16 protein-coding genes and 1 riboswitch are annotated in these 20,952 nt (G+C 63.2%); of the genes, 4 read left to right on the forward strand and 12 right to left on the reverse strand.

Annotated features, from left to right (window positions below; translation table 11 throughout):
* Positions 1–83: 83 nt before the first annotated feature.
* Positions 84–1,601, reverse strand: a complete 1,518-nt coding sequence (gndA, locus tag OOT43_RS05370; protein ID WP_266023763.1) for an NADP-dependent phosphogluconate dehydrogenase — start codon at positions 1,599–1,601, stop codon at positions 84–86.
* A gap of 156 nt (positions 1,602–1,757) precedes the next feature.
* On the opposite strand from gndA, the gene OOT43_RS05375 reads away from it, so the two are divergent.
* From OOT43_RS05375 to odhB, 3 genes are all read left to right on the forward strand, one after another.
* Positions 1,758–3,716: a hypothetical protein gene (locus tag OOT43_RS05375; protein ID WP_266023764.1), complete on the forward strand. Its 1,959-nt coding sequence runs from the start codon at positions 1,758–1,760 to the stop codon at positions 3,714–3,716.
* A gap of 143 nt (positions 3,717–3,859) precedes the next feature.
* The gene (locus OOT43_RS05380; RefSeq protein WP_266023765.1) at positions 3,860–6,673 is read left to right on the forward strand and encodes a 2-oxoglutarate dehydrogenase E1 component; all 2,814 of its coding nucleotides are present in this window, start codon (positions 3,860–3,862) and stop codon (positions 6,671–6,673) included.
* Positions 6,639–7,784 carry a 2-oxoglutarate dehydrogenase complex dihydrolipoyllysine-residue succinyltransferase gene (gene odhB, locus OOT43_RS05385; RefSeq protein WP_266023766.1) on the forward strand — a complete coding sequence of 382 codons (1,146 nt, stop codon included), beginning with the start codon at positions 6,639–6,641 and terminating at the stop codon, positions 7,782–7,784. The genes OOT43_RS05380 and odhB overlap by 35 nt, the downstream gene beginning before the upstream one ends.
* Before the next feature lie 61 nt (positions 7,785–7,845).
* Here the strand turns inward: odhB and ppk1 are convergent, their stop codons facing one another.
* On the reverse strand, positions 7,846–10,206 hold the full coding sequence (gene ppk1 / locus OOT43_RS05390) for a polyphosphate kinase 1 (protein WP_266023767.1): 2,361 nt from the start codon (positions 10,204–10,206) through the stop codon (positions 7,846–7,848).
* Positions 10,203–10,658, reverse strand: coding sequence for a peptide-methionine (R)-S-oxide reductase MsrB (gene msrB, locus OOT43_RS05395; RefSeq protein ID WP_266023768.1), 456 nt, complete (start codon positions 10,656–10,658; stop codon positions 10,203–10,205). The genes ppk1 and msrB overlap by 4 nt, the downstream gene beginning before the upstream one ends.
* A 70-nt stretch (positions 10,659–10,728) precedes the next feature.
* A riboswitch (cobalamin riboswitch) is annotated at positions 10,729–10,967 on the forward strand.
* A gap of 141 nt (positions 10,968–11,108) precedes the next feature.
* Between msrB and OOT43_RS05400 the strand changes: the two genes are divergently transcribed.
* Positions 11,109–12,995, forward strand: a complete 1,887-nt coding sequence (locus tag OOT43_RS05400) for a TonB-dependent receptor plug domain-containing protein (protein WP_266023769.1) — start codon at positions 11,109–11,111, stop codon at positions 12,993–12,995.
* A gap of 133 nt (positions 12,996–13,128) precedes the next feature.
* Here the strand turns inward: OOT43_RS05400 and OOT43_RS05405 are convergent, their stop codons facing one another.
* The 9 genes from OOT43_RS05405 to OOT43_RS05445 form a co-directional block, all read right to left on the reverse strand.
* Positions 13,129–13,521: a ClpXP protease specificity-enhancing factor gene (locus OOT43_RS05405; RefSeq protein WP_266023770.1), complete on the reverse strand. Its 393-nt coding sequence runs from the start codon at positions 13,519–13,521 to the stop codon at positions 13,129–13,131.
* Positions 13,518–14,171 carry a glutathione S-transferase N-terminal domain-containing protein gene (locus OOT43_RS05410; RefSeq protein WP_266023771.1) on the reverse strand — a complete coding sequence of 218 codons (654 nt, stop codon included), beginning with the start codon at positions 14,169–14,171 and terminating at the stop codon, positions 13,518–13,520. The genes OOT43_RS05405 and OOT43_RS05410 overlap by 4 nt, the downstream gene beginning before the upstream one ends.
* 242 nt (positions 14,172–14,413) lie before the next feature.
* Positions 14,414–15,136 (reverse strand): cytochrome c1, encoded by a 723-nt coding sequence (locus tag OOT43_RS05415; protein WP_266023772.1) that lies wholly within the window; start codon positions 15,134–15,136, stop codon positions 14,414–14,416.
* Positions 15,133–16,512 carry a cytochrome b gene (locus OOT43_RS05420; protein ID WP_266023773.1) on the reverse strand — a complete coding sequence of 460 codons (1,380 nt, stop codon included), beginning with the start codon at positions 16,510–16,512 and terminating at the stop codon, positions 15,133–15,135. The genes OOT43_RS05415 and OOT43_RS05420 overlap by 4 nt, the downstream gene beginning before the upstream one ends.
* Positions 16,512–17,108: a ubiquinol-cytochrome c reductase iron-sulfur subunit gene (gene petA / locus OOT43_RS05425; RefSeq protein WP_266023775.1), complete on the reverse strand. Its 597-nt coding sequence runs from the start codon at positions 17,106–17,108 to the stop codon at positions 16,512–16,514. Before petA ends, OOT43_RS05420 begins: the two co-directional genes overlap by 1 nt.
* A gap of 260 nt (positions 17,109–17,368) precedes the next feature.
* Entirely contained in the window at positions 17,369–18,679 is a 1,311-nt protein-coding gene (gene hisD, locus OOT43_RS05430; RefSeq protein WP_266023776.1) for a histidinol dehydrogenase, read from the reverse strand.
* Between the two features lie 4 nt (positions 18,680–18,683).
* A complete protein-coding gene (gene hisG / locus OOT43_RS05435; protein WP_266023777.1) occupies positions 18,684–19,325 on the reverse strand; it encodes an ATP phosphoribosyltransferase in 642 nt (213 codons plus the stop codon).
* Positions 19,326–19,330: 5 nt separating this feature from the next.
* Positions 19,331–20,596, reverse strand: coding sequence for a UDP-N-acetylglucosamine 1-carboxyvinyltransferase (gene murA / locus OOT43_RS05440; protein WP_266023780.1), 1,266 nt, complete (start codon positions 20,594–20,596; stop codon positions 19,331–19,333).
* A complete protein-coding gene (locus OOT43_RS05445) occupies positions 20,589–20,951 on the reverse strand; it encodes an STAS domain-containing protein (protein WP_266023781.1) in 363 nt (120 codons plus the stop codon). The genes murA and OOT43_RS05445 overlap by 8 nt, the downstream gene beginning before the upstream one ends.
* Position 20,952: the final 1 nt, after the last annotated feature.

Consider the following 20,952-nt stretch of genomic DNA (forward strand, 5'->3'; position numbering starts at 1 on the left):
GACCGCGCCTTGAAAGCTCCGGTAACGGCCGGATGCTTGCGCAGGGCGGATTCGCGTTCCGGCGAACCCTCCCGCGGACGCATTCAGCCGCCGGCCTCCGCCTCGGGACGATCCGGCGCCGGCCAGTCGAGATGGAAGAAACGGCCGCGCGGCCGGTCGGTGCGTTCGTAGGTATGGGCGCCGAAATAGTCGCGCTGGGCCTGCAACAGGTTGGCGGGAAGGCTGGCGCTGCGGTAGCCGTCGAAATACGCCAGGGCCGAACCGAAAGCCGGGACCGGCAGCCCGTTGCGGACGGCGAGCGCCACGATTCCGCGCCAGTGGCCCTGGCCTCGATGGAGGGCGTCGCGGAAATAGGGGTCGAGCATCAGGTTCGAAAGCGCGGCATCCAAGGTGTAGGCGTCGGTGATCTTTTGCAGGAACCGGGCGCGGATGATGCAGCCGCCCCGCCAGATGCGGGCGATGGTGGCAAAGTCCAGTTGCCAGCCGTAGGTCTTCTGGGCTTCGGCCATGAGCTGGAAACCTTGGGCGTAGGCGCAGATCTTGGCGCAGTACAGGGCATCCCGGACCGCCTCGACCAGGTGTGCGGTATCGGCCTCCCGCCGGACCTCCGGGCCCTGCAGGATGGCGCTTGCGGCCACCCGCTCCTCCTTGAGGGCCGACAGCGCCCGGGCGAACACCGCCTCGGCGATGGCGTTGGCCGGTATGCCTTGCTCCAGCGCGCTGGCCGCGGTCCATTGTCCGGTGCCTTTCTGCCCCGCCGCATCCAGGACCTTGTCGACCAGGAAACCGCCGCCGGACGGGTCCTGCTGCTGCAGGATGTCGCTGGTGATTTCGATCAGATAACTCGAAAGCTCGCTCTCGTTCCAATCCCGGAAAATGGATGCGATGGCGCCGGCTTCCAGACCGCCCAGGTGCTTCAGCAGCCAGTAGCTTTCCGAGATCAGCTGCATGTCGATGTATTCGATGCCGTTGTGCACCATCTTGACGTAGTGGCCGGCGCCGTTCGGGCCGATCAAGGCCGTGCAAGGCTCGCCGCCGCCAACGGGGCGGCCGGGCTCTGCCCCCTCCAGCGGCTGCCCGGTGGCCGGATCGACCTTGGCGGCGATCGCCTGCCATATCGGCTCCAGCAGACGCCAGCTTTCCGCGTTTCCGCCCGGCATCAAAGAGGGCCCGAAGCGGGCGCCGATTTCTCCGCCGGAGACGCCGGAACCGATGAAGCGGAACCCGGCGGCATCCAGTTCCCGCTCCCGCCGGATCGTGTCCAGCCAATGGGCGTTGCCGCCGTCGACGACGAGGTCGCCCGGGTCCAGCAGCGGCAGGAGCTGCCCGATCACGGCATCGGTCCCCGCGCCGGCTTTCACCAGGAGAATGATGCGCCGCGGCCTTTCGATGGCCTGCACGAACTCCGCCAATTCGGCGCAGGGAAGAAGGCGTCCGCGCGACGGCTCGGCGCGTTCGCAGTGGGCCATGAATTCCCGCGTTCGCTCGTAGTTGCGGTTGTATACCGCAATCGTATAACCGTGATCGGCGATGTTGAGCGCCAGATTCTGGCCCATCACCGCCAGACCGATGAGTCCGACGTCGGCATTCCCATTTTTCATCACGACAAGCTCCGAATGGCTAGGTTCGGAAGTCACCTTAGAACGCTTTGTGCGGCGAGTAAAGGCGGGAACCTTCCCACCTTGCATCCGGTCTGAAAAAGTCATCGATACATGAACTACTATAGGCTTGCGGCTTTCTCAAAAAGGACTCCCACGATGAAGATGCGCTCGCTGTCCCTGGTCGTTGCCATCGCAAGCTCCTCCTCCGTCCATGCCGACCGGGCCGAGCCGGTTCAGCACCGGCCGGCCGTTCCGCTGAGCGCGGCGAGCGTCCCGGAGAGGGGTTTCCTCGGCAGCGGCAGCCAGCCTTTCGACCTGGAACTGCCCGCGGTGGTAGCGGACCTGACGTCCGCAAAACCCGGCATACCCAAGACCGGAACCGTATACTCCTTGCCCATTCCCGTCACGCCGTCGGTGTTGCACTGGGAAGCGGTCCAAGGCGGTTATGCGGGCCGTATCCGGGTGTCGACGGCCAATGCGGTTCGGCTCCGGCTGCACCTGGTTTTCGGCGCTGCTCCGCCGCCCCTCGAATTGCGCGTTCAAGGCAACGAGGACGCGACCCTGCCGGCGCCGATCGGCAATACGGCGATTCACGGCAACGAGCTTTGGCTGCCTATCACTCAGGGAAGCGGCGCCGATCTGGAAATTTTCGTCGGCGGCACCGCATCGCCGGAGGAACTCGACTTGAGGCTGGACAAGATCAACCTCATCCTGGTCGATGCCAGCGGCGCGGCTACCCCCGGCTTCTCCGCCCAAAGCCTGGGGTACGCCAAACACCTGGAATACGACCTCGCCTGCTGGTCGAACGACACGCACTATCCCGCCCTTCAAATCGCGGCAGCGGCCACGTCCAAGGTCAATTTCATCGAAGACGGCAGCTCCTATATCTGCAGCGGTACGCTCTTGAACGACATGGGCGACACCAGCACGCCGTGGTTCGCCACGGCCAACCATTGCCTGCCGGACCAAGCCGTCGCCGATACGGCATCCTTCGAATGGTTCATGCAGGCGACCGACTGTGACTTGTCCTACACCGATTCGCGCTACAGCCAGACATTCGGCGGCGCGCAACTCCTGTGGACCGAGTTCAATCGCGAGCCTTCGTTTCTCAGGCTCCGGAATCCCCCGCCGGCAAACGTCTACTTCTCCGGCTGGGACACGGCCATCCATGTCGGGGATGCCGTATGGGGCGTGCATCATCCGCGCGGAGATCACACGATGGTCAGCAAGGGAAAAGTCACGGCCCTGCAGAAGACGGTCACCGACAGCGGCCAGGGCGGTACTCACCTGCTGGATGAAGTGCAATATATCAAGGGCGGCACGGAAGGCGGCAGCAGCGGCTCCGGCCTGTTCGCCGCCGAGACGGAGGCGGCTTATTGGAAGGGCTCCCTCTTCGGCGGACCTGAAAACGACTATCAGACCAGCGTCTACAGCCACTTTGCCGGCTATTACGACCAGATCAAGCCCTGGCTCACCTCCTGCGTACTGCCCTGGGGAGGCAGCATTCCCGGAGGACAGAGCGTCACCGCCTACCAGAAAGCCACTGCCAGCAAGTGCGCTTCGGTGTCCGAGACCAGGACCTGCACCGACGGCAATCTCAGCGGAAGCTATACCTACGAAACGTGCACCTACGTGGCGGGCGCGTCCTGTACCCTCCCCTGGGGCGGCACCCTGGAAGACGGCCAGAGCGTCACCGCCTATCAGATCGACAGCGCCGTGAATTGCGCATCGGTCGCCGAAGTCCGTAGATGCTCGGACGGCACCCTCAGCGGCAGCTACGACCATCAGACCTGTACGAACTCCGCCGACTCGGCCACCATGACCGTCATCCACCCCGCCGGTGGCGAAACCCTCACCGCCGGACAAATCGTGCCGGTACAATGGCAACTCACCGGCTATGGCTCCAAGGCGAAAGTGAACATCGCCTTGTCCAAGAACGGCGGGGCGAAATGGAGCGCCTTGAAGTCCGGCGCCCGGAATACCGGAAGCTGGAACTGGAAGGTCAAGAAGGGTCAGGCAACGTCCCAGGCGCTCATCCGCGTCTGCCTGCCCAAGACCAAGAAAGCCCCGGCCATTTGCGATGTCAGTGACGCGGTCTTCACGGTCCAGAAGTAATGCGGACACCGGCCCAAGGAAGAGCCGGTCCGCCCCAAACGGATTTCCCCCAGTGTTTCAGGTCTTGAAAGCTCACCGCCTTGCCCCCCACAATTCCGTGTATCCCTCCGAGCCGACTGTGTCTTTGGCAAGGAACGCGTGAGATGAGCAGCAAACCCGGACTATTTCCAAACACCACTGCATTTTCCGAAGACAACGCCGGTTTCGTCGAAGCGCTGTACGAGCAGTTCCTGCGCGACCCGGAAGCCGTGGCGCCGGACTGGCAGGAGAAGTTCCGCGCCGTCCGCGAAGGCAGGGCGGCCGAACCGGCCGTTCCCCTCCGAACCGGGGACGCCGACCGGGCCGTGCGCAAGCAGGCGGCAGTGGACCGGCTGATCGACCGGTACCGCACGCATGGTCATCTGTCGGCAGACAACAACCCGCTGAAGCCGACTTCGCCTTCGCGTAACCTGGATCCAGCCCGCTACGGCCTCGATGCCAGGGACATGGAAGCCGCCTTCTACCTGGACGTTCTGCACAGCGACGAGAAGCTGCCGCTGAAAAGCATTCTGGACACCCTGCGGGCGACCTATTGCCGGCATGTAGGCGTAGAGTACATGCATATCATGGAACCCGAGATCAGGGAGTGGCTCCGGCAGAGCCTGGAAGGCTCGCGCGCCCAGGGCCATTTCGACCCGGAACAAAAGCGGGAGCTGCTGCGCCTCCTCACCGCCGCCGAGGGCATCGAAAAATATCTGCACCGCAAATACGTGGGGCAGAAGCGGTTCTCACTGGAGGGCGCCGAAAGCCTGATTCCCCTCCTCGACGAACTGATCCAGCGCTGCGGCGCCAAGGGCACGCGGGAAGTCGTCCTCGGCATGGCGCACCGCGGCCGCCTCAACGTCCTGGTAAACATCCTCGGCAAGAAACCCGAACTGCTGTTCCGCGAATTCGAGGGCACCGAGAGTCAGGACAGCGGGTCCGGCGACGTCAAGTATCACCTGGGGTTTTCCTCCGATGTGGAGAGTGCCGGCGGCCCGGTCCACCTGACCCTGGCGTTCAATCCCTCGCACCTGGAAATCATCGACCCCGTGGTCGAGGGATCGGTGCGGGCGCGCCAGGACCGGCTTGCCGGCGACGCCGAGGCCGCCGTGGTGCCGGTGCTCATTCATGGCGACGCCGCTTTTGCCGGGCAAGGCGTGGTCATGGAAACCCTCAACATGGCGGAAACCCGCGCTTATACGACAGGCGGCACGATACACATCGTCATCAACAACCAGATCGGCTTCACCACCAGCAACCCCTTCGATGCACGCTCCACGCTGTACTGCACCGATGTCGCCAACATGATCCAGGCGCCGGTGTTCCACGTGAACGGCGACGACCCCGAAGCAGTGCTGTACATCACCCGGCTCGCCGTCGACTACCGGATGAAGTTCAGGCGCGACGTGGTGGTCGACCTGCTTTGCTACCGCCGCCACGGCCATAACGAGGCAGACGAGCCGGCCGTCACCCAGCCGCTGATGTACCGCTTCATCCGCCGGCATCCGCCTGTACGGGCGTTATATGCCGAACAACTCGCCGCAGCTGGCATCATTTCCGCAGAGGACGCTGCGCGGATGGATCACGACTATCAGGAAGCTCTCGCCAGAGGGGAAACCGTGTCCAGACCGCTGCTGGGGGACTCCGCCGGCTACGTCAAGACCCGGTGGGACCGCTATCGCGGCGCGGACTGGACTACGCCCGCGGAGACGGGCTTGCCGATGGCGGACCTCGCCGCCATGGCGGAGCGGATGACGGCGCTGGCCCCCGGCTTCGAAGCACACGCCAGGGTCGAAGCGATCCATGCGGCGCGACGGCGCATGGCGGCGGGCGAACTTCCCGCCGACTGGGGATTCGCCGAGACCCTCGCCTACGCCTCCCTTCTGTGGGAAGGCCGCAACATCCGGCTGACGGGCCAGGACGTCGGGCGCGGCACGTTCTTCCACCGCCATGCCATCGTCCACGACCAGCGCACAGGACAAGCCTATGCCCCGCTTCAGCACCTGAAAGCCGGCCAGGGCAGGTTCGACATCTACGATTCGCTGTTGTCCGAGGAGGGGGTGCTGGGCTTCGAATACGGCTACAGCAGTTCGGAACCCGAAACCCTGGTCATCTGGGAGGCCCAGTTCGGCGACTTCGCCAACAATGCCCAGGTGGTGATCGACCAGTTCATCTCCTCCGGCGAAACCAAGTGGGGCCGCCTGAGCGGCCTGACCCTGCTGCTTCCGCACGGCTATGAGGGACAGGGCCCCGAGCATTCCTCGGCCCGACTGGAACGCTATCTCCAGCTTTGCGCCGGCGACAACATGCAGGTCTGTGTGCCGACCACGCCGGCCCAGATTTTCCATCTGCTACGGCGCCAGTTGCTGCGTCCCTACCGCCGCCCGCTGATCGTGCTGACGCCCAAGAGCCTGCTGCGCCACAAGCTGGCCACTTCCTGCCTCGCCGAGTTCGCCCAGGGAGGCTTCCGCTGCCTGATCGGCGAGACCGATCCGCATGAACCGGCCGGAATCACCCGCCTGGTGCTGTGCGCGGGCAAGGTCTATTACGATCTGTTGGAATCCCGGCGGCGGGACAACCTGAACCATGTCGCCCTGGTCCGCATCGAGCAGCTCTATCCATTCCCGCGGGAGGATTTTCTGGCGATGCTGGAACGCTATCCCAAGCTGGAGGAATTGATCTGGTGCCAGGAAGAGCCGGAAAACCAGGGCGCCTGGCACCAGATCAAGCACCGCTTCCCCGGCGTTCCGGGCCGTTCCTTCAATATCGGCTATGCAGGTCCCCCGATGTCCGCCTCGCCCGCAGTCGGCAACTTCCGGCAGCACCTGGAACAGCAGAAAATGCTGGTGGAACGCGCCCTGGTTCTCCCGGTCAATCCCACCGCTACCATGGAAATAACCCATGCGCATCGAAATCAACGTGCCTCCTCTGCCTGAATCTGTCAGCGACGCGACGCTGCTGGACTGGCACAAGAAAATCGGCGAGGCGGTCGGCAGGGGGGAGAATCTGGTCGACCTCGAAACCGACAAGGTCGTGCTGGAAGTTCCAGCACCCGAAGACGGCGTGGTCACTGAACTGCACGGCGGCAGGGGCGACGTCGTGGTCGGCGGACAGCCGATCGCCGTGATCGACACGGACATTCGGCCCGCCGCGCCAGCGGTCGCCATGGCGGCGGAAAGGCCTGCGCCAGTGCTGAGCCCGGCGGTGCGCCGCCTGGTCGCCGAACACGCCCTCGATCCGGCGCAGATTCCGGCCAGCGGACGCGAAGGACGACTGACCAAGCAGGACGTGCTGGACTTCCTGGAAACCAGACCCGCCGCGCAGACGGCAAGCCTGCCCCCCCAGGGCCGGGCCGAACGCAGGGTACCCATGAGCCGGCTGCGCGTCAGGATCGCCGAGCGCATGCTGGAAGCCCAGCACCGAACCGCAACCCTGACCACCTTCAACGAGGTGAATCTGCAGAAGGTGTTCGACATCCGCAATGCGCACAAGACACGATTCGAGCAGCAACACGGCACCAAGCTCGGCTTCATGTCGTTCTTCGTCAAGGCCTCGGTGGAGGCGCTGCGCCGATTTCCCGTCGCCAATGCCTCCCTCGAAGGCGAGGAGATCGTCTACCACGACTATTTCGACATCGGCATCGCCGTCTCAACCGACCGCGGGCTGGTCGTGCCGATCCTGCGCGACGCCGACAAAGCCGGCTTCGCCGAGATCGAGAAAGCGATCGCCGAATTCGGCCAAAAGGCCCGCAGCGGCAAATTGAGCCTCGACGAGCTCAGTGGCGGTACCTTCACCATCACCAACGGCGGCATCTTCGGCTCCATGCTGTCGACGCCGATCCTCAACCCGCCGCAAAGCGCCATCCTCGGCATGCACGCCATCAAGGAACGGCCGGTGGTAGAGGACGGTCAGATCGTGATCCGGCCCATGATCTATCTGGCGCTGTCCTACGACCACCGTCTCATCGACGGCCGTGAGGCGGTGTCATTCCTTTTCACCGTCAAGGAACTGCTCGAAGATCCCGTCCGGCTAATGCTCGAGGTCTGATCCGCGGGACGGATGCCGCCGGGCCGGCAGGACGGAAGGCGCTTGGCCATCCGCCGGCCGGTCAGACGGTTTTTTTGAGCGCCTCCAGCAATTCCCCCTGGGCGTCGCAGTGGCTGACGTCGGGCAGCCGCTCGTAGCTTCCATCCGTACGCAGCTGCCAAGCCTGGCAATCGTCCTTCAGATAAAGCTCGAGATCGTTGCGTATCCGCTCGGCCAGCTTCTTGTTTTCGATGGGAAAGCAGGTTTCCACCCGGCGGAACATGTTGCGCGCCATGAAATCCGCACTGGCCGCGTAGATCTCGGGCTCCCCGCCGTTCTCGAAGCAATAGACACGGCTGTGTTCGAGGAACCGTCCGATGATGGAGCGTACCTCGATGTTCTCCGAAACAGCCGGAATGCCTGGCCTCAAGCAGCAGATGCCGCGCACGATCAGCCTGACCGGCACCCCGGCGCACGAAGCGCGGTAAAGCGTCCGTATGAGCTTGGGCTCGACCAGGGAATTGATCTTGATGACGATCCGCGCCGGCCTTCCCTCCTTCGCATGCTCGATTTCCCGCTCGATCTTGCGGATCAGCGTCTTGTGGAGAGTGAACGGCGACTGCAGCAGCTTGTGCAGCTTTCCCATCTTGCCCAGGCTGGTGAGCTGGACGAATACCCGCTGCACGTCCTCGCCCAGCGCCTTGTCCGATGTCATCAGGCCGTAGTCGGTGTATATGCGGGCAGTGCGGGGATGGTAGTTGCCGGTGCCCAGATGGGTGTAGTACCGCAGCGCCCGCCCCTCCCGACGGAGGATCAGCAGGATCTTCGCGTGGGTCTTGTATCCGACGATACCGTAGACCACCTGTACCCCGGCTTCCTGCAGGCGCGTGGCGAGTGAAATGTTGGCACGCTCGTCGAACCGCGCCAGGAGTTCCACCACGACGGTCACTTCCTTGCCGGCCCTGGCGGCGCGCGCCAGCGCGTCGACGATGGGCGAATCCGGTCCGGTGCGGTACAGCGTCTGCTTGATGGCAACCACCTGAGGATCGTCGGCGGCCTGGCGGATCAGGTCGATGACCGGGATGAAGGACTCGAAGGGATGGTGCAGCAGAATGTCCTGCCGGCGCAGGACCTCGAAGAAGTCCTGGTGCCCCGTGAGCTGCGCCGGCCACCCCGGCGTGAAAGGTGGATATTTGAGGTCCGGCCGGTCGACCAGATCGTAGATCTCGCGAGTCCGGCTCAAATTGACCGGGCCGTCCACCCGGTACAGGCGGTCCTCGCCCAAGCCGAACTGGCTCAGCAGGAACTCGATCACCGTGTCCGGGCAATTGTCCGCCACTTCCAGCCGCACTTCGTCGCCGTAATTGCGGCTCGCCAACTCGCCTTCGACCGCCTGCAGCAGGTCGTCGATTTCCTCCTCGTCCAGGAACAGGTCGCTGTTGCGGGTCACCCGGAACTGGTAGCACCCTTTCACCTTCATGCCGTGAAAGAGGTCGTCGACGAAGGCGTGGATGATGGACGACAGGAACACGAAATCGTGCGGCCGCCCGCCGGTCGTGCTCTTCGGCAACTGGATGATGCGCGGCAGCGCCCTCGGTGCCTGCAGGATGGCGAGATGGATGTTGCGGCCGAAGGCGTCCTTCCCCGCGAGGGAGATGATGAAATTGAGGGCCTTGTTGAGCGGGCGCGGAAACGGATGGGTCGGGTCCAGCCCGATCGGGCTGAGTATCGGCGCGAGCTCTTCCTCGAAGTACCGGCGCAGCCATTTGTGCTGGGCATCGGTCCAGTCGGAGCGGCGGATGAACCGGATGCCCTCGGCTTCCAGCGCGGGCAGCAGTTCCTGGTTGAGCACGCGGTACTGCTCGGCGACCAGTTCGTGCACGCGTTCGCTGACGGCGGAAAGGATTTCCTGCGGCATCATGCTGTCCGGGTCGGTCTGCGCCGCCCCGAGTTCGGATTTTTGAAGCAGCCCGGCGACCCTGATTTCGAAGAACTCGTCCATGTTGGAACAGGCGATGCTCAGAAAATTGAGCCGTTCCAGCAGCGGCGTCCGGGTGTCCTTGGCCTGATCGAGCACCCGGCGGTTGAACTCCAGCAGGCTGAGTTCCCGGTTCAGGAAGCACCGCGACTCGTCCAGGCCGGCGTCCTCCAGTGAAACCTCCGCCGCCTCGGCCGCACCGGCAGATGCGACCGCTTCTTCACGCCCTTTTTCCATGTCGCCGACCATGAACTTGGCAGCCCTGACCATGCGCTGGGCTTTCTGCCGGCTGAGGCCGGGGATTTTGGTAAGCCGGCCGACGTCGGCATCGGCCAGCTCCTCGACCGAAAAAATCCCGTGCTCCGCCAGCATGATCCGTGTCGATTTGCTGATGCCTTTGACTTTACTGATGACCAAGCGGCCTCCCACCTTATCCTCGTTTTCGCGGTCCACGATATCCATCATTTGAAAAGCGTCAGATACTCCTCGTAGCCGGCCTCGGCCAACTCCTCTTTGGGGATGAAACGCAATGCGCTGGAATTGATGCAGTAGCGCTTGCCGGCGGGCTCCGGACCGTCGTCGAAAACGTGCCCCAGATGGGAATCCGCATGCCTGCTGCGCACTTCGGTCCGGGTCATCAAGTGGGACCGGTCGGTCAACGTGATGATGTGGTCGGGCTCCAGCGGCCGGGTGAAGCTGGGCCATCCCGTCCCCGAGTCGAATTTGTCGCGCGAGCTGAACAGCGGCTCGCCCGACACGACGTCCACGTAGATGCCTTCCCGGTGGTTGTCCCAGTACGGATTGTCGAACGGCCGTTCGGTGCCATTCTCCCTGCAGATTGCATACTGTTCCTCGCTCAGCCGGCCCTTCAGTTCTTCCTCGGTCGGCTGCTTGAAGCGCTTCTCGTCCCAGCCCATAAGCCTGTCTCCAAATAAATCTCTCAGATAATCAATTATTAACCATTGGCGCTCCCGCTTCCATACGCTACAATCCGCGCCCTTCACAGGTGTCGGCCGGCGGGAAACGCCGGTCGGTGAAACGGGAAGCCGGTGCGGATACCTTATCCCAGTCCGGCGCTGCCCCCGCAACGGTGATTGAGCCGGAACGTATCAAACGTTCCGAGGTGGATTCTTGACGCCACTGCGCGAATGCGCGGGAAGGCAGAAAACCGCCCGGCGGACACGCCTCTCATCAGCCCGGAGACCGGCCTGCGATCATTTGAAGACCCCGCGGAGGGCGAGGGTCGCGCCCTGCTTTGCCACCCGCCCGGTGCTCACCCCGGCGATGCGGCTGCGGCCGGCTTGCGACCTCTGTGGAATCATTAACGCCATGCGGGTGTGCATGGCCATCCCATGCAGAGGTTCATCGTGAAATTCCGGCTTTTCCGCCTTTCCCTGACGGCGCTCGGCGCCGCGCTTTCCTTCGACACATCGGCCATCGACAGCGATCCCGAGGAACTCGACACCGTGGTGGTCACGGCCACCCGCACCGAAACGCCCAGCCGGCAGGTCGGCAGTTCCGTCACCGTCCTGACCGCCGAGGACATCAAAGAGCGCGGCATTTATTCGGTCGATCAGATCCTGCGCATCGTTCCCGGCCTCGACGTGGCCCAAACCGGCGGTCCGGGGCGCGAGACCTCAGTATTCCTACGAGGCGCGAATTCGGGTCAAACCCTCGTCCTGATCGACTGGACCGAGATGAACGATCCATCCTCGACCAATGCCGGGTTCGATTTCGCCAACCTGACCGTCGACAACATCGAGCGCATCGAAATCCTGCGCGGCGCGGCCAGTTCGGTGTATGGCTCGGAGGCCATCGGCGGCGTCATCAACATCGTCACCAAGAAGGGCACCGGCGAACCCCGCCTGAAAACCAGTGTCGACGGCGGCAGTTACGACACTTGGCGGGTCATGGGCGACCTCGCCGGCGGCGACCCCGGCCTGAACTACAGCCTCACCACCAGCCACCGCGAAGTCCGCGGCTTTTCCGCCGCCGATCAGCATTTCGGCGCCACCGAGCGCGACGGCTACCGCAACACCACCGTCAGCACCCGCGTCGGCGGCAAACCTGCCGACAACCTGGAGCTGGGATGGAGCCTCCGCTACGACAACGGCTTCACCAAGCTGGACAACTACGATTTTCTGCTCCGGCGCCCGGTCGACGATCCCAACTACACAGGCAACACCGACGAGATCTACACTCGCGGCTTCGGCACCCTCAAACTGTTCGATAACTTTTGGGAGCAAACCGCCGGGCTAGCCTACACCTGGGTCGACCGCCGCTACGACAACCCGAACAATCCCGGCGACCCCTACCCTTTCCGTGCGGCCTACATGGGGGAGAAGCTCAAGGTCAACTGGCTCAACACCCTCCGTCCGCACGAGACCAACACAATCTCCTTCGGCATCGACGACGAAGAGGACACCATGACCATCCGCGAACCATCGCAATTCGTCAAAGGCTACAACACGCTGGGATATTTTCTCGAAGACCAGATAAATCCCTTCGACTGGTGGTCCACCACGGCAAACGTTCGGCATGACCACAACAACTTCGTCGGCGGCAAGACGACTTGGCGTGTCAGCCAGGTCTGGACTGCTCCGCGCGTCGAAACCCGTTTGAAGGCAAACTACGGGACCGGCTTCAAGGTGCCAGCGCTCGCCCAGCTCTACGATCCCCTGTACAACACGGGGAACCCGAACCTCAAACCGGAAACCAGCACCAACTGGGACGTCGGGATCGAACAGCCGTTCTGGAAAGCGGTGAGAGGCAATGCCGGCATCGTATATTTCAACAACCGTTTCAAGGACTTGATCCAGTTCGATCCCATCGCGTTCCGCATGGAAAACATCAACAACGCCACGGCCGAGGGCGTAGAGACCTATGTTGAAGTGAATCCGCTGAGCGGCCTGGACCTGCGGGGAACCTACACCTATATGGACAGCCGGGACCAGGACACCGGGACCCAACTCTATCAAAGAGCCCGCAACAAGGGGGCATTCGACCTCAACTACCGTTTCGACAGCGGTGCCAACGTCCACGCGAACATCGTGATGGTCGGCCCCCGGATCAGCACGGGGAACCAGATCGCGGCCGGCTACGTCATCCTCAACCTCGCGGCATCCTATGAAATCAGCGAGCGCCTGTCGCTGTGGACCCGAGTGGATAACGCGCTCAACAAGTGGTACGAAGAAGTCTACGGCTACGGCGCCACCGGAACTGCGGCCTACGGCGGACTCACCCTGACCTATTAACGTGAAAGTCGCTCAACCTTTCCCTTTGCGAGCGCACGGGGTGAGGGAGAGCGTAGCGAGGGTGCGCAATCATGGCGGGCAGTCGCTTTCATCAACCGTGGCGGCTGGTCACCATGACCGTTGGCGGGAAACCCTATTTCACAACCCGCAGCGCCGGCCGCTTTTTCGGCTCCGGCTCCTGCGGTTCCGGCGGCGGCTCGCCGCCCGGGCCCGGCCCCTCGTCCTGGTCGAACACCATGCCCTGGCCATTTTCGCGGGCATATAGCGCCATGACGGCCGACACCGGGATGTACACGCTAGTGGGGGCTCCGCCGAAACGGGCGCTGAACGTCACCTCGCTGTTGCTCATATCCAGATGCTGCACGGCCTGCGGGCGGAGATTGAGCACAATGCGGCCCTCCTGCACGTATTGCCGCGGCACGTTCACCGAGGGCGCCTCGGCGTCGACGAGCAGATAGGGCGTGAAATCGTTGTCGACCAGCCAGTCGTAAACAGCCCGTATGAGATAGGGCTTGAGAGGAATCATGCGTCTTCCGGCGTAACGTGGGCCGGCGCGGCGAACTCCCGCTCCTCTTCACTCAGGCTCGCCTGAAACGAATGGCGCTCGAACAGCCGGGTCGCATAAGCCTTGATCGGCTCGGCCTGGCGCGGCAGATCGATGCCCAGCATGGGCAGCCGCCACAGCAACGGTGCTAGCGAACAGTCGACCAAACAGAATTCGTCACTCAGGAAATAGGGCTTGGCGGCAAAGATGGGCGCAGCCGCGATCAGGCTTTCCCGCAACTGCTTCCTGGCCTTCTGGCTTCTGCCCTCGGGCGCATTTTCGATTTCCTCCAGCAGACTGTACCAGTCATGCTCAACCCGATGCGCCAGCAAACGCGCCCTGGCCCGCGAGACCGGGTCCATGGGATGCAGCGGGGGGTGGGGAAAACGCTCGTCGAGATACTCCATGATGATGCGGGAGTCGTAAAGCACCAAGTCGCGGTCGACGAGCGTCGGCATGGTGCCATAGGGATTCAACTCGACAAGATCCTCGGGAGGATCACTCATGTCGACATATTCAATGTCCGCGGAAATCCCTTTTTCGTGCAGCACGATCCGCGTACGATGGCTGTACGCACAGGTCGGGGAGCAAAACAGAGTCATCACGGATTTTCGGCTGGCCGCTGTTGCCACGTATCACACCTCTTTCATGTCGTGATCACGCCCGGAACTCCCTTCCTTTCATGTCCAACCGCGAATCGGCGGGCCCATCCCTGTGGAAGCGGCAGAACACTCGAGAAAACCACCCCTCGGGGGAAGCCTCCACCATGGATGGCCCTTGGTCCGCTCGCCCAGTTGCAGCGAACCCGTGCGTTGAGCCAGACGGATCGGGACCTCGGCGCGCCACAACCCATCCGGATTGTATCATGATCGCTTCAGGCGATGTCTTTCCAGTATTCCCGCTTGAGCCGGTAGAGGACGACCGCCAGAACGATCAGCACCGAGATCACATACTTGCCGATGCGCAGCCGGTCCAATTGTGCAGGCTCGGCGGCATAAACCAGGAAATTGACCAGATCGGCCACCATCTCGTCGAATTCCTCGGACGGCAGCGCCCCCTGACTGACATGTTTCAAACCGACGATGGCTTCCACCCCTCCGCCCTTCTTGACCACCGGCCGCTGAGCGCCCTGCAGCGAGGCGAATACGTTCGGCATGGCGACCTGACGGAAGAAGGCGTTATCCACGCCCGTCGGTCGTGAAGGGTCCAGATAGAAGCCCCGCAAATAACTGTAAATCCAGTCCGGATGGCGTGAACGCGCGATGAGAGAAAGATCGGGCGGCGCAACCCCAAACCATCCGTTCGCATCGGCGGCGCGCATGGCGCTGAGCATGCTGTCCTGCGGCTTGGCCTGCCCCCGCAGGAAATCCCGCTCCAGGGCCTGCTGCTCCAGCTTGAGGTCGTGCGCCATGCGCGAATAGCGCAGATGTTTGAGGGAGTGGCAGCCCTGGCAGTAGTTCGCGTACGTCACCGCGCCCCGCCTGAGCGACTCCTTGTCGAAGACGTCGATGTCGACGTCCTCCAACGGCATGACGCTTTCCACGGCCAACGCACTGCCGGCCACCCAAGTCAGAAAAAATCCGGCGATTCGTCTCATTTCTTGATCCCGCACAGTTCCCTGGCTTTGTCCGCCCAAGCGGTGATCTGCGCACAAGCGCGTCCGTACCACTCGGAATTCTCCGCCGCGGAAATACCCCGCCGCACACCTTCCCAAACGATGCCCTCCCTTTTTTCCAAGGGAATGACGGCCTCGGTCAAACGCTCCGGCAAGGGATTGGTCCTGTCCTTCAGGCTGTACCAGGGCATCAGCAGGAAAAAGGCAAAGTAGTTGAACGAGAAAAACCGGGCCAGGAACGTCGTGGTGGGCGTCACCGGCTTGGTGCCCAGGATGCCGAGCCCGATGAAGCTCAGGACGAACAGGGTCAGGGCGGTCTTGTAATAGGCGCCCCGGTAGCGGATCGAGCGCACCTGGCAGCGGTCCAGCCACGGCAGTCCGAACAGCACCACCATCGAGGCACCCATCGCGATGACGCCACCGAGCTTGTCCGGCACCGAGCGCAGGACCGAATAGAACGGGGCGAAATACCAGACCGGTGCGATATGCTCCGGCGTCTTCATCGGGTCGGCCGGCTCGAAGTTGGGGTGTTCCAGGAAATAGCCGCCCATCTCCGGTGCGTAAAACACGACCACGGCAAAGAGCAGCACGAAGATCGCCATGGCATATAAATCCTTCACCGTGTAGTACGGGTGCAAGGGAATGCCGTCCAGGGGTACGCCTTCGGCATCCTTTTTTTCCTTGATCTCGATACCGTCAGGATTGCCCGAACCCGAGGTATGCAGCGCGGCCAGATGCAGCACCACCAGCATCACGATGGCCAGCGGAATCGCCACGACATGCAGGGCGAAGAACCGGTTCAGCGTGGCATCGGCCACAACGTAGTCGCCCCGCACCCAGGTGGCGAGATCCTCGCCGATCACCGGGATCGCGCCGAACAGCGAAATGATCACCTGCGCGCCCCAATACGACATCTGGCCCCAGGGCAGCAGATAACCCATGAAGGCCTCGGCCGCCAGCAACAGAAAGATCACCATGCCAAACAGCCACAACAGCTCGCGGGGCTTCTTGTACGATCCGTAGAACAACGCCCGGAACATGTGCAGATAGATCACGATGAAGAACGCCGAGGCGCCGGTCGAATGCATGTAGCGCAGCAGCCAGCCCCATTTGACGTCGCGCATGATGTATTCGATCGAGTCGAAAGCGAGGCCCGCGTCCGGCTTGTAGTGCATCGCCAGGAAGATGCCGGTGACGATCTGGTTGACCAGCACGAACAGGGCGAGCGAGCCGAAGAAATAGAGGAAGTTGAGGTTCTTCGGCGCGAAGTAATGGGTCAATTGGTCGCGAATGAACGCGCTCACCGGAAGGCGCTCATCCACCCAGTCCATGACGGCTTTCATTCTCTCGTTGGGCATCAGGCCTCCTCCTCGCCGGCAACCCCCACCAGGATCAGGGTGTCGCTCAGATATTTATAGGGTGGGATGTCCAGATTCTTGGGCGCCGGAACCCCTTTGAATACGCGGCCGGCCAGATCGAAGCGCGAGCCGTGGCAGGGGCAAAAGAAGCCGCCGGGCCAGTCAGGACCCAGATCGGCCGGAGCCACTTCCGGACGGAACGTCGGGGCACAGCCCAGATGGGTGCAGACGCCCACAGCCACGAAAACTTCAGGCTTCAAGGCGCGAGCAACATTGGTCGCCGCTTTAGGCTGATCGGATTCCTTGGACAAGGGATCGCGCAGCACGTCTTCGTCCAGTGCGGCCAAACGGTCGAGTTCCTCTCGAGTCCGGCGCAATACCCATACCGGCTTGCCGCGCCAGAGCACCCGAATGAGCTGGCCAGGCTCGAGTTTGCTGATATCGACATCGACCGGCGCGCCGGCCGCCTGAGCCTTGGCGCTGGGCTGCATGGAACCGACGAACGGCACGGCGACCATGCCGGCGCTGACGGCACCGATCATGGTTGCGGCTTGTGTCAGGAACCGGCGCTTCTCTGAATCGACGCCTTCTGTCATCGTGAAAATTCTCCAGCGGTGGTCGGAAGGAGTTTTACTCCCGTTTGGAAACAATCCATTTCGAAACCATCCTTATTGTTTGGCCGCCGATTGTGTTGCATAGTGATCAGTTCGGTCAAGCCAAACCGCGCAATTGTAGCACGCACGCGGGTTCCAGCTTGTGGAAGCAGACCCGCGCGCTGTCATTCGGGAACATTTCCGGACGCAGTTTCGCCGTCGAAACCGCCTGTGAACGAGCCGGACGTACCGGCACCGGCTGCCTACCGGTGCCTGATCCGGTATTCGGCCGAACGGGCGTGCGCTCCCAGCCCCTCGCCCCAGGCCAGCAGCGAAGCGATGCGCCCCAGTTGATCCGCGCCCTCCGCCGAACAGTAGATCAGACTGGAACGCTTCTGGAAGTCGTACACGCCCAGCGGAGACGAGAAGCGTGCCGTGCCCGAGGTCGGCAGAACGTGATTGGGACCGGCACAGTAATCGCCGAGCGCCTCCGCGGTATAGCGCCCCATGAAGATGGCGCCGGCATTGCGGATCGAACGCACCAGAATCTCCGGCTTGTCCACCGAAAGCTCCAGATGCTCCGGCGCGATGCGGTTCGCGACCGCCGCCGCCTGTTCCAAATCGTCGACCAGGATCATGCCGCCACGCCGCTCCAGTGAGGTGCGGATGACCTCGGCGCGTTCCATGCCGGGCAGCAACCGCTCGATACTCGCCTGTACCGCCTCCAGATGGGCCGCATCCGGGCTGATCAGGATCGCCTGGGCGTCCTCGTCGTGCTCGGCCTGTGAGAACAGATCCATGGCGATCCAGTCCGGATCGGTCCGCCCATCCGAAATCACCAGGATCTCCGACGGGCCCGCGACCATGTCGATGCCGACCTGGCCGAACACCAGCTTCTTGGCAGTCGCCACGTAGATATTGCCGGGACCGACGATCTTATCGACCCGCGGCACCGTCTCCGTGCCGTAGGCCAAAGCCGCAACGGCCTGCGCGCCGCCGACGCGGAATACCCGGTCCACGCCCGATATGTAGGCGGCAGCCAGCACCAGGGCGTTCAACTCTCCCCTCGGCGCCGGCACCACCATGACGAGTTCCGGCACGCCGGCCACCTTGGCGGGAACCGCGTTCATCAGCACCGAGGACGGATACGCGGCCTTGCCTCCGGGCACATACAGGCCGACCCGGTCGAGCGGCGTGATCTGCTGGCCCAGCAGCGTGCCGTCGGCTTCGCGGTAGTCCCAGGATTCGAGCTTTTGCCGCTCGGCATAGGCCCGGATGCGCTCCGCCGCCTCCCGCAGAGCCTTGGCGCGTTCGGTGGGCAGCGCCTGCCAGGCCGCTTCCAGCGCATCCCTTGGGAGTTCAAGCGCCCCGGCATCGTCCACGACGAAATTGTCGAAGCGTGCCGTAAGCTCCACCAGGGCGGCATCGCCCTCGCGGCGGACGCGGCCGATGATCTCGATCACGCGTTGATGGATCTCGGCGTCCTCGCTCTCGTTCCAGGCAAGCAGCCGATCCAATTGCAAAGCGAAATCCGCATCCGCGGTGTCAAGCCGTTTGATTCTTACTTCTGTCATAAACTTACCCCTCCCGAGCGGCCCGCTCCGAAACGATCCGCGCCAGATGGCCTACGAGTTCCGTAATGGCTCCATGTTTCATCTTCATGGCCGCCTTGTTCACCACCAGGCGGCTGCTGATGTCCATGATCAGTTCCAGCGGCTCCAGACCGTTCGCACGCAAAGTGTTGCCGGTGTCGACCAGATCGACGATGCAGTCGGCCAAGCCGACCAGAGGCGCCAGCTCCATCGAGCCGTACAGCTTGATGACCTCGGCCTGCACACCGCGCCGGGCGAAAAAGCGCTTGGCGGTGTTCACATACTTGGTAGCAACCCGCAGACGGCGGCTGGAAGCCGGCATCTCCCGTGGCCCAGCCGTCATCAGCCGGCAGCGCGCTATCCCTAAATCGAGCGGCTCGTAAAGTCCCTCGCCTTCGTATTCCACCAGCACATCCTTGCCGGCGATGCCGAGGTCGGCCGCGCCGTATTCGACGTAGGTGGGCACATCCGCCGCCCGGATGATGACGAGTTGCACGTCCTCCCGGCTGGTGGGAAGGATCAGCTTGCGGCTCTTGTCCGGATCCACCGACGGCACGATGCCGGCATCGGCCAAAAGCGGCAGGGCTTCTTCGTAGATGCGCCCCTTGGAGACGGCGATGGTCAGCATGGCCTCTAGTTCGGCACCCGGCGGATCTCGGCGCCGAGCTGGGCCAGCTTTTCCTCGATGCATTCGTAGCCGCGGTCGATGTGGTAGATGCGGTCAACCTTGGTCTGCCCCTCGGCCACCAGACCCGCCAGCACCAGGCTGGCCGAAGCGCGCAGGTCGGTCGCCATGACCGGCGCCCCGGTCAGCCGGGATACACCCTTGACGATGGCGGTGTTGGACTCCAGCTTGATGTCGGCGCCCATGCGCTGCATTTCCTGGACGTGCATGAAGCGGTTTTCGAACACCGTTTCGGTGATGACGCCTACACCCTCGGCAACGCTGTTCATCGCGGTGAACTGGGCCTGCATGTCGGTGGGAAACGCCGGATAGGGCGCTGTATGGAGCGAGACCGCCTGCGGCCTCCGGCCCTTCATGTCCAGCTCGATCCAGTCTTCACCCAGCGCGATTTCGGCGCCGGCCTCCTCCAGCTTGGCCAGAACCGCATCCAGCAGGTCGGGGCGGGTCCCCTTGAGTTTCACACGGCCGCCCGTCATCGCCGTGGCAACCAGGTAAGTCCCCGTTTCGATGCGGTCCGGCAGGATCCGGTAGCTCAGCCCTTCGCCGCTCAGCGAGTCGACGCCTTCGATCTGCAGGACGTCCGTCCCCGCCCCACTCACCTTGCCGCCCATGGCATTGATGAAATTGGCGAGATCGACCACCTCCGGCTCCCTCGCTGCGTTCTCGATAATGGTCACGCCTTCGGCAAGCGCCGCGGCCATCATCAGGTTCTCGGTGCCGGTCACGGTCACCTGGTCCAGCACCAGCCGGCAGCCTTTCAGCCTTTTCGCCTCGGCATAAATGTAACCATTGCGGACGTTGATGTCGGCCCCCATGGCGGCCAGTCCTTCCAGGTGAAGATTGACCGGTCGGGTTCCGATGGCACAGCCGCCCGGCAGCGAGACTTCGGCCCGGCCGAAACGCGCCAGCAACGGCCCCAGCACCAGGATCGAAGCCCGCATGGTCCGGACCAGTTCGTACGGTGCGAAAAAATTCTGGATGGTGCTCGGATCGACCTCGATGTTCAGCTTTTCGTCGACCATGAGATTCAAGCCCATGCGGCCGAGCAGTTCCATGGTGGTCGTGATGTCGTGAAGATGGGGAACATTACCCACGGTCACGGGGCCGTCCGACAGCAAGGTCGCGGCTAGAACCGGCAGGGCCGCATTCTTGGCGCCGGAGATTCGCAGTTCGCCGGAAAGCGGTCGTCCGCCTCCGATGAGAAGTTTATCCATGTAGTTCTGTATCCGTAGGTTGAGATGCGGGTCCGGAACAAGACGCCAGCAAGGCGCCGGTTCCGGACACGCGAACCAGATTCTCGACCTGGTCCGGCATATTTTCCAAGCGCAGGGACGCGCCGCTCTTTCGGGCCAGCCTCACCCATTCGATCAGCAGGGCGATGCCGGCACTGTCGGCGCGTGCCACCTTGCGCAGATCGAACACCACGCTGGTTTGCGCCCGAAACAGCCTGAGGGTCCGCTTGAGCGCCGCCGGCGCCGTGGCGTAAGTAAGCTCGCCGCTCACCGAATACCGCCCTTGGGCCGCCTCGTGCAAGGCGAAAACGCGCTTCGAGCCGCCAGGCGGATGCATG

Origin of the sequence: Methylococcus mesophilus (assembly GCF_026247885.1) — a bacterium.
Classification (GTDB): domain Bacteria; phylum Pseudomonadota; class Gammaproteobacteria; order Methylococcales; family Methylococcaceae; genus Methylococcus; species Methylococcus mesophilus.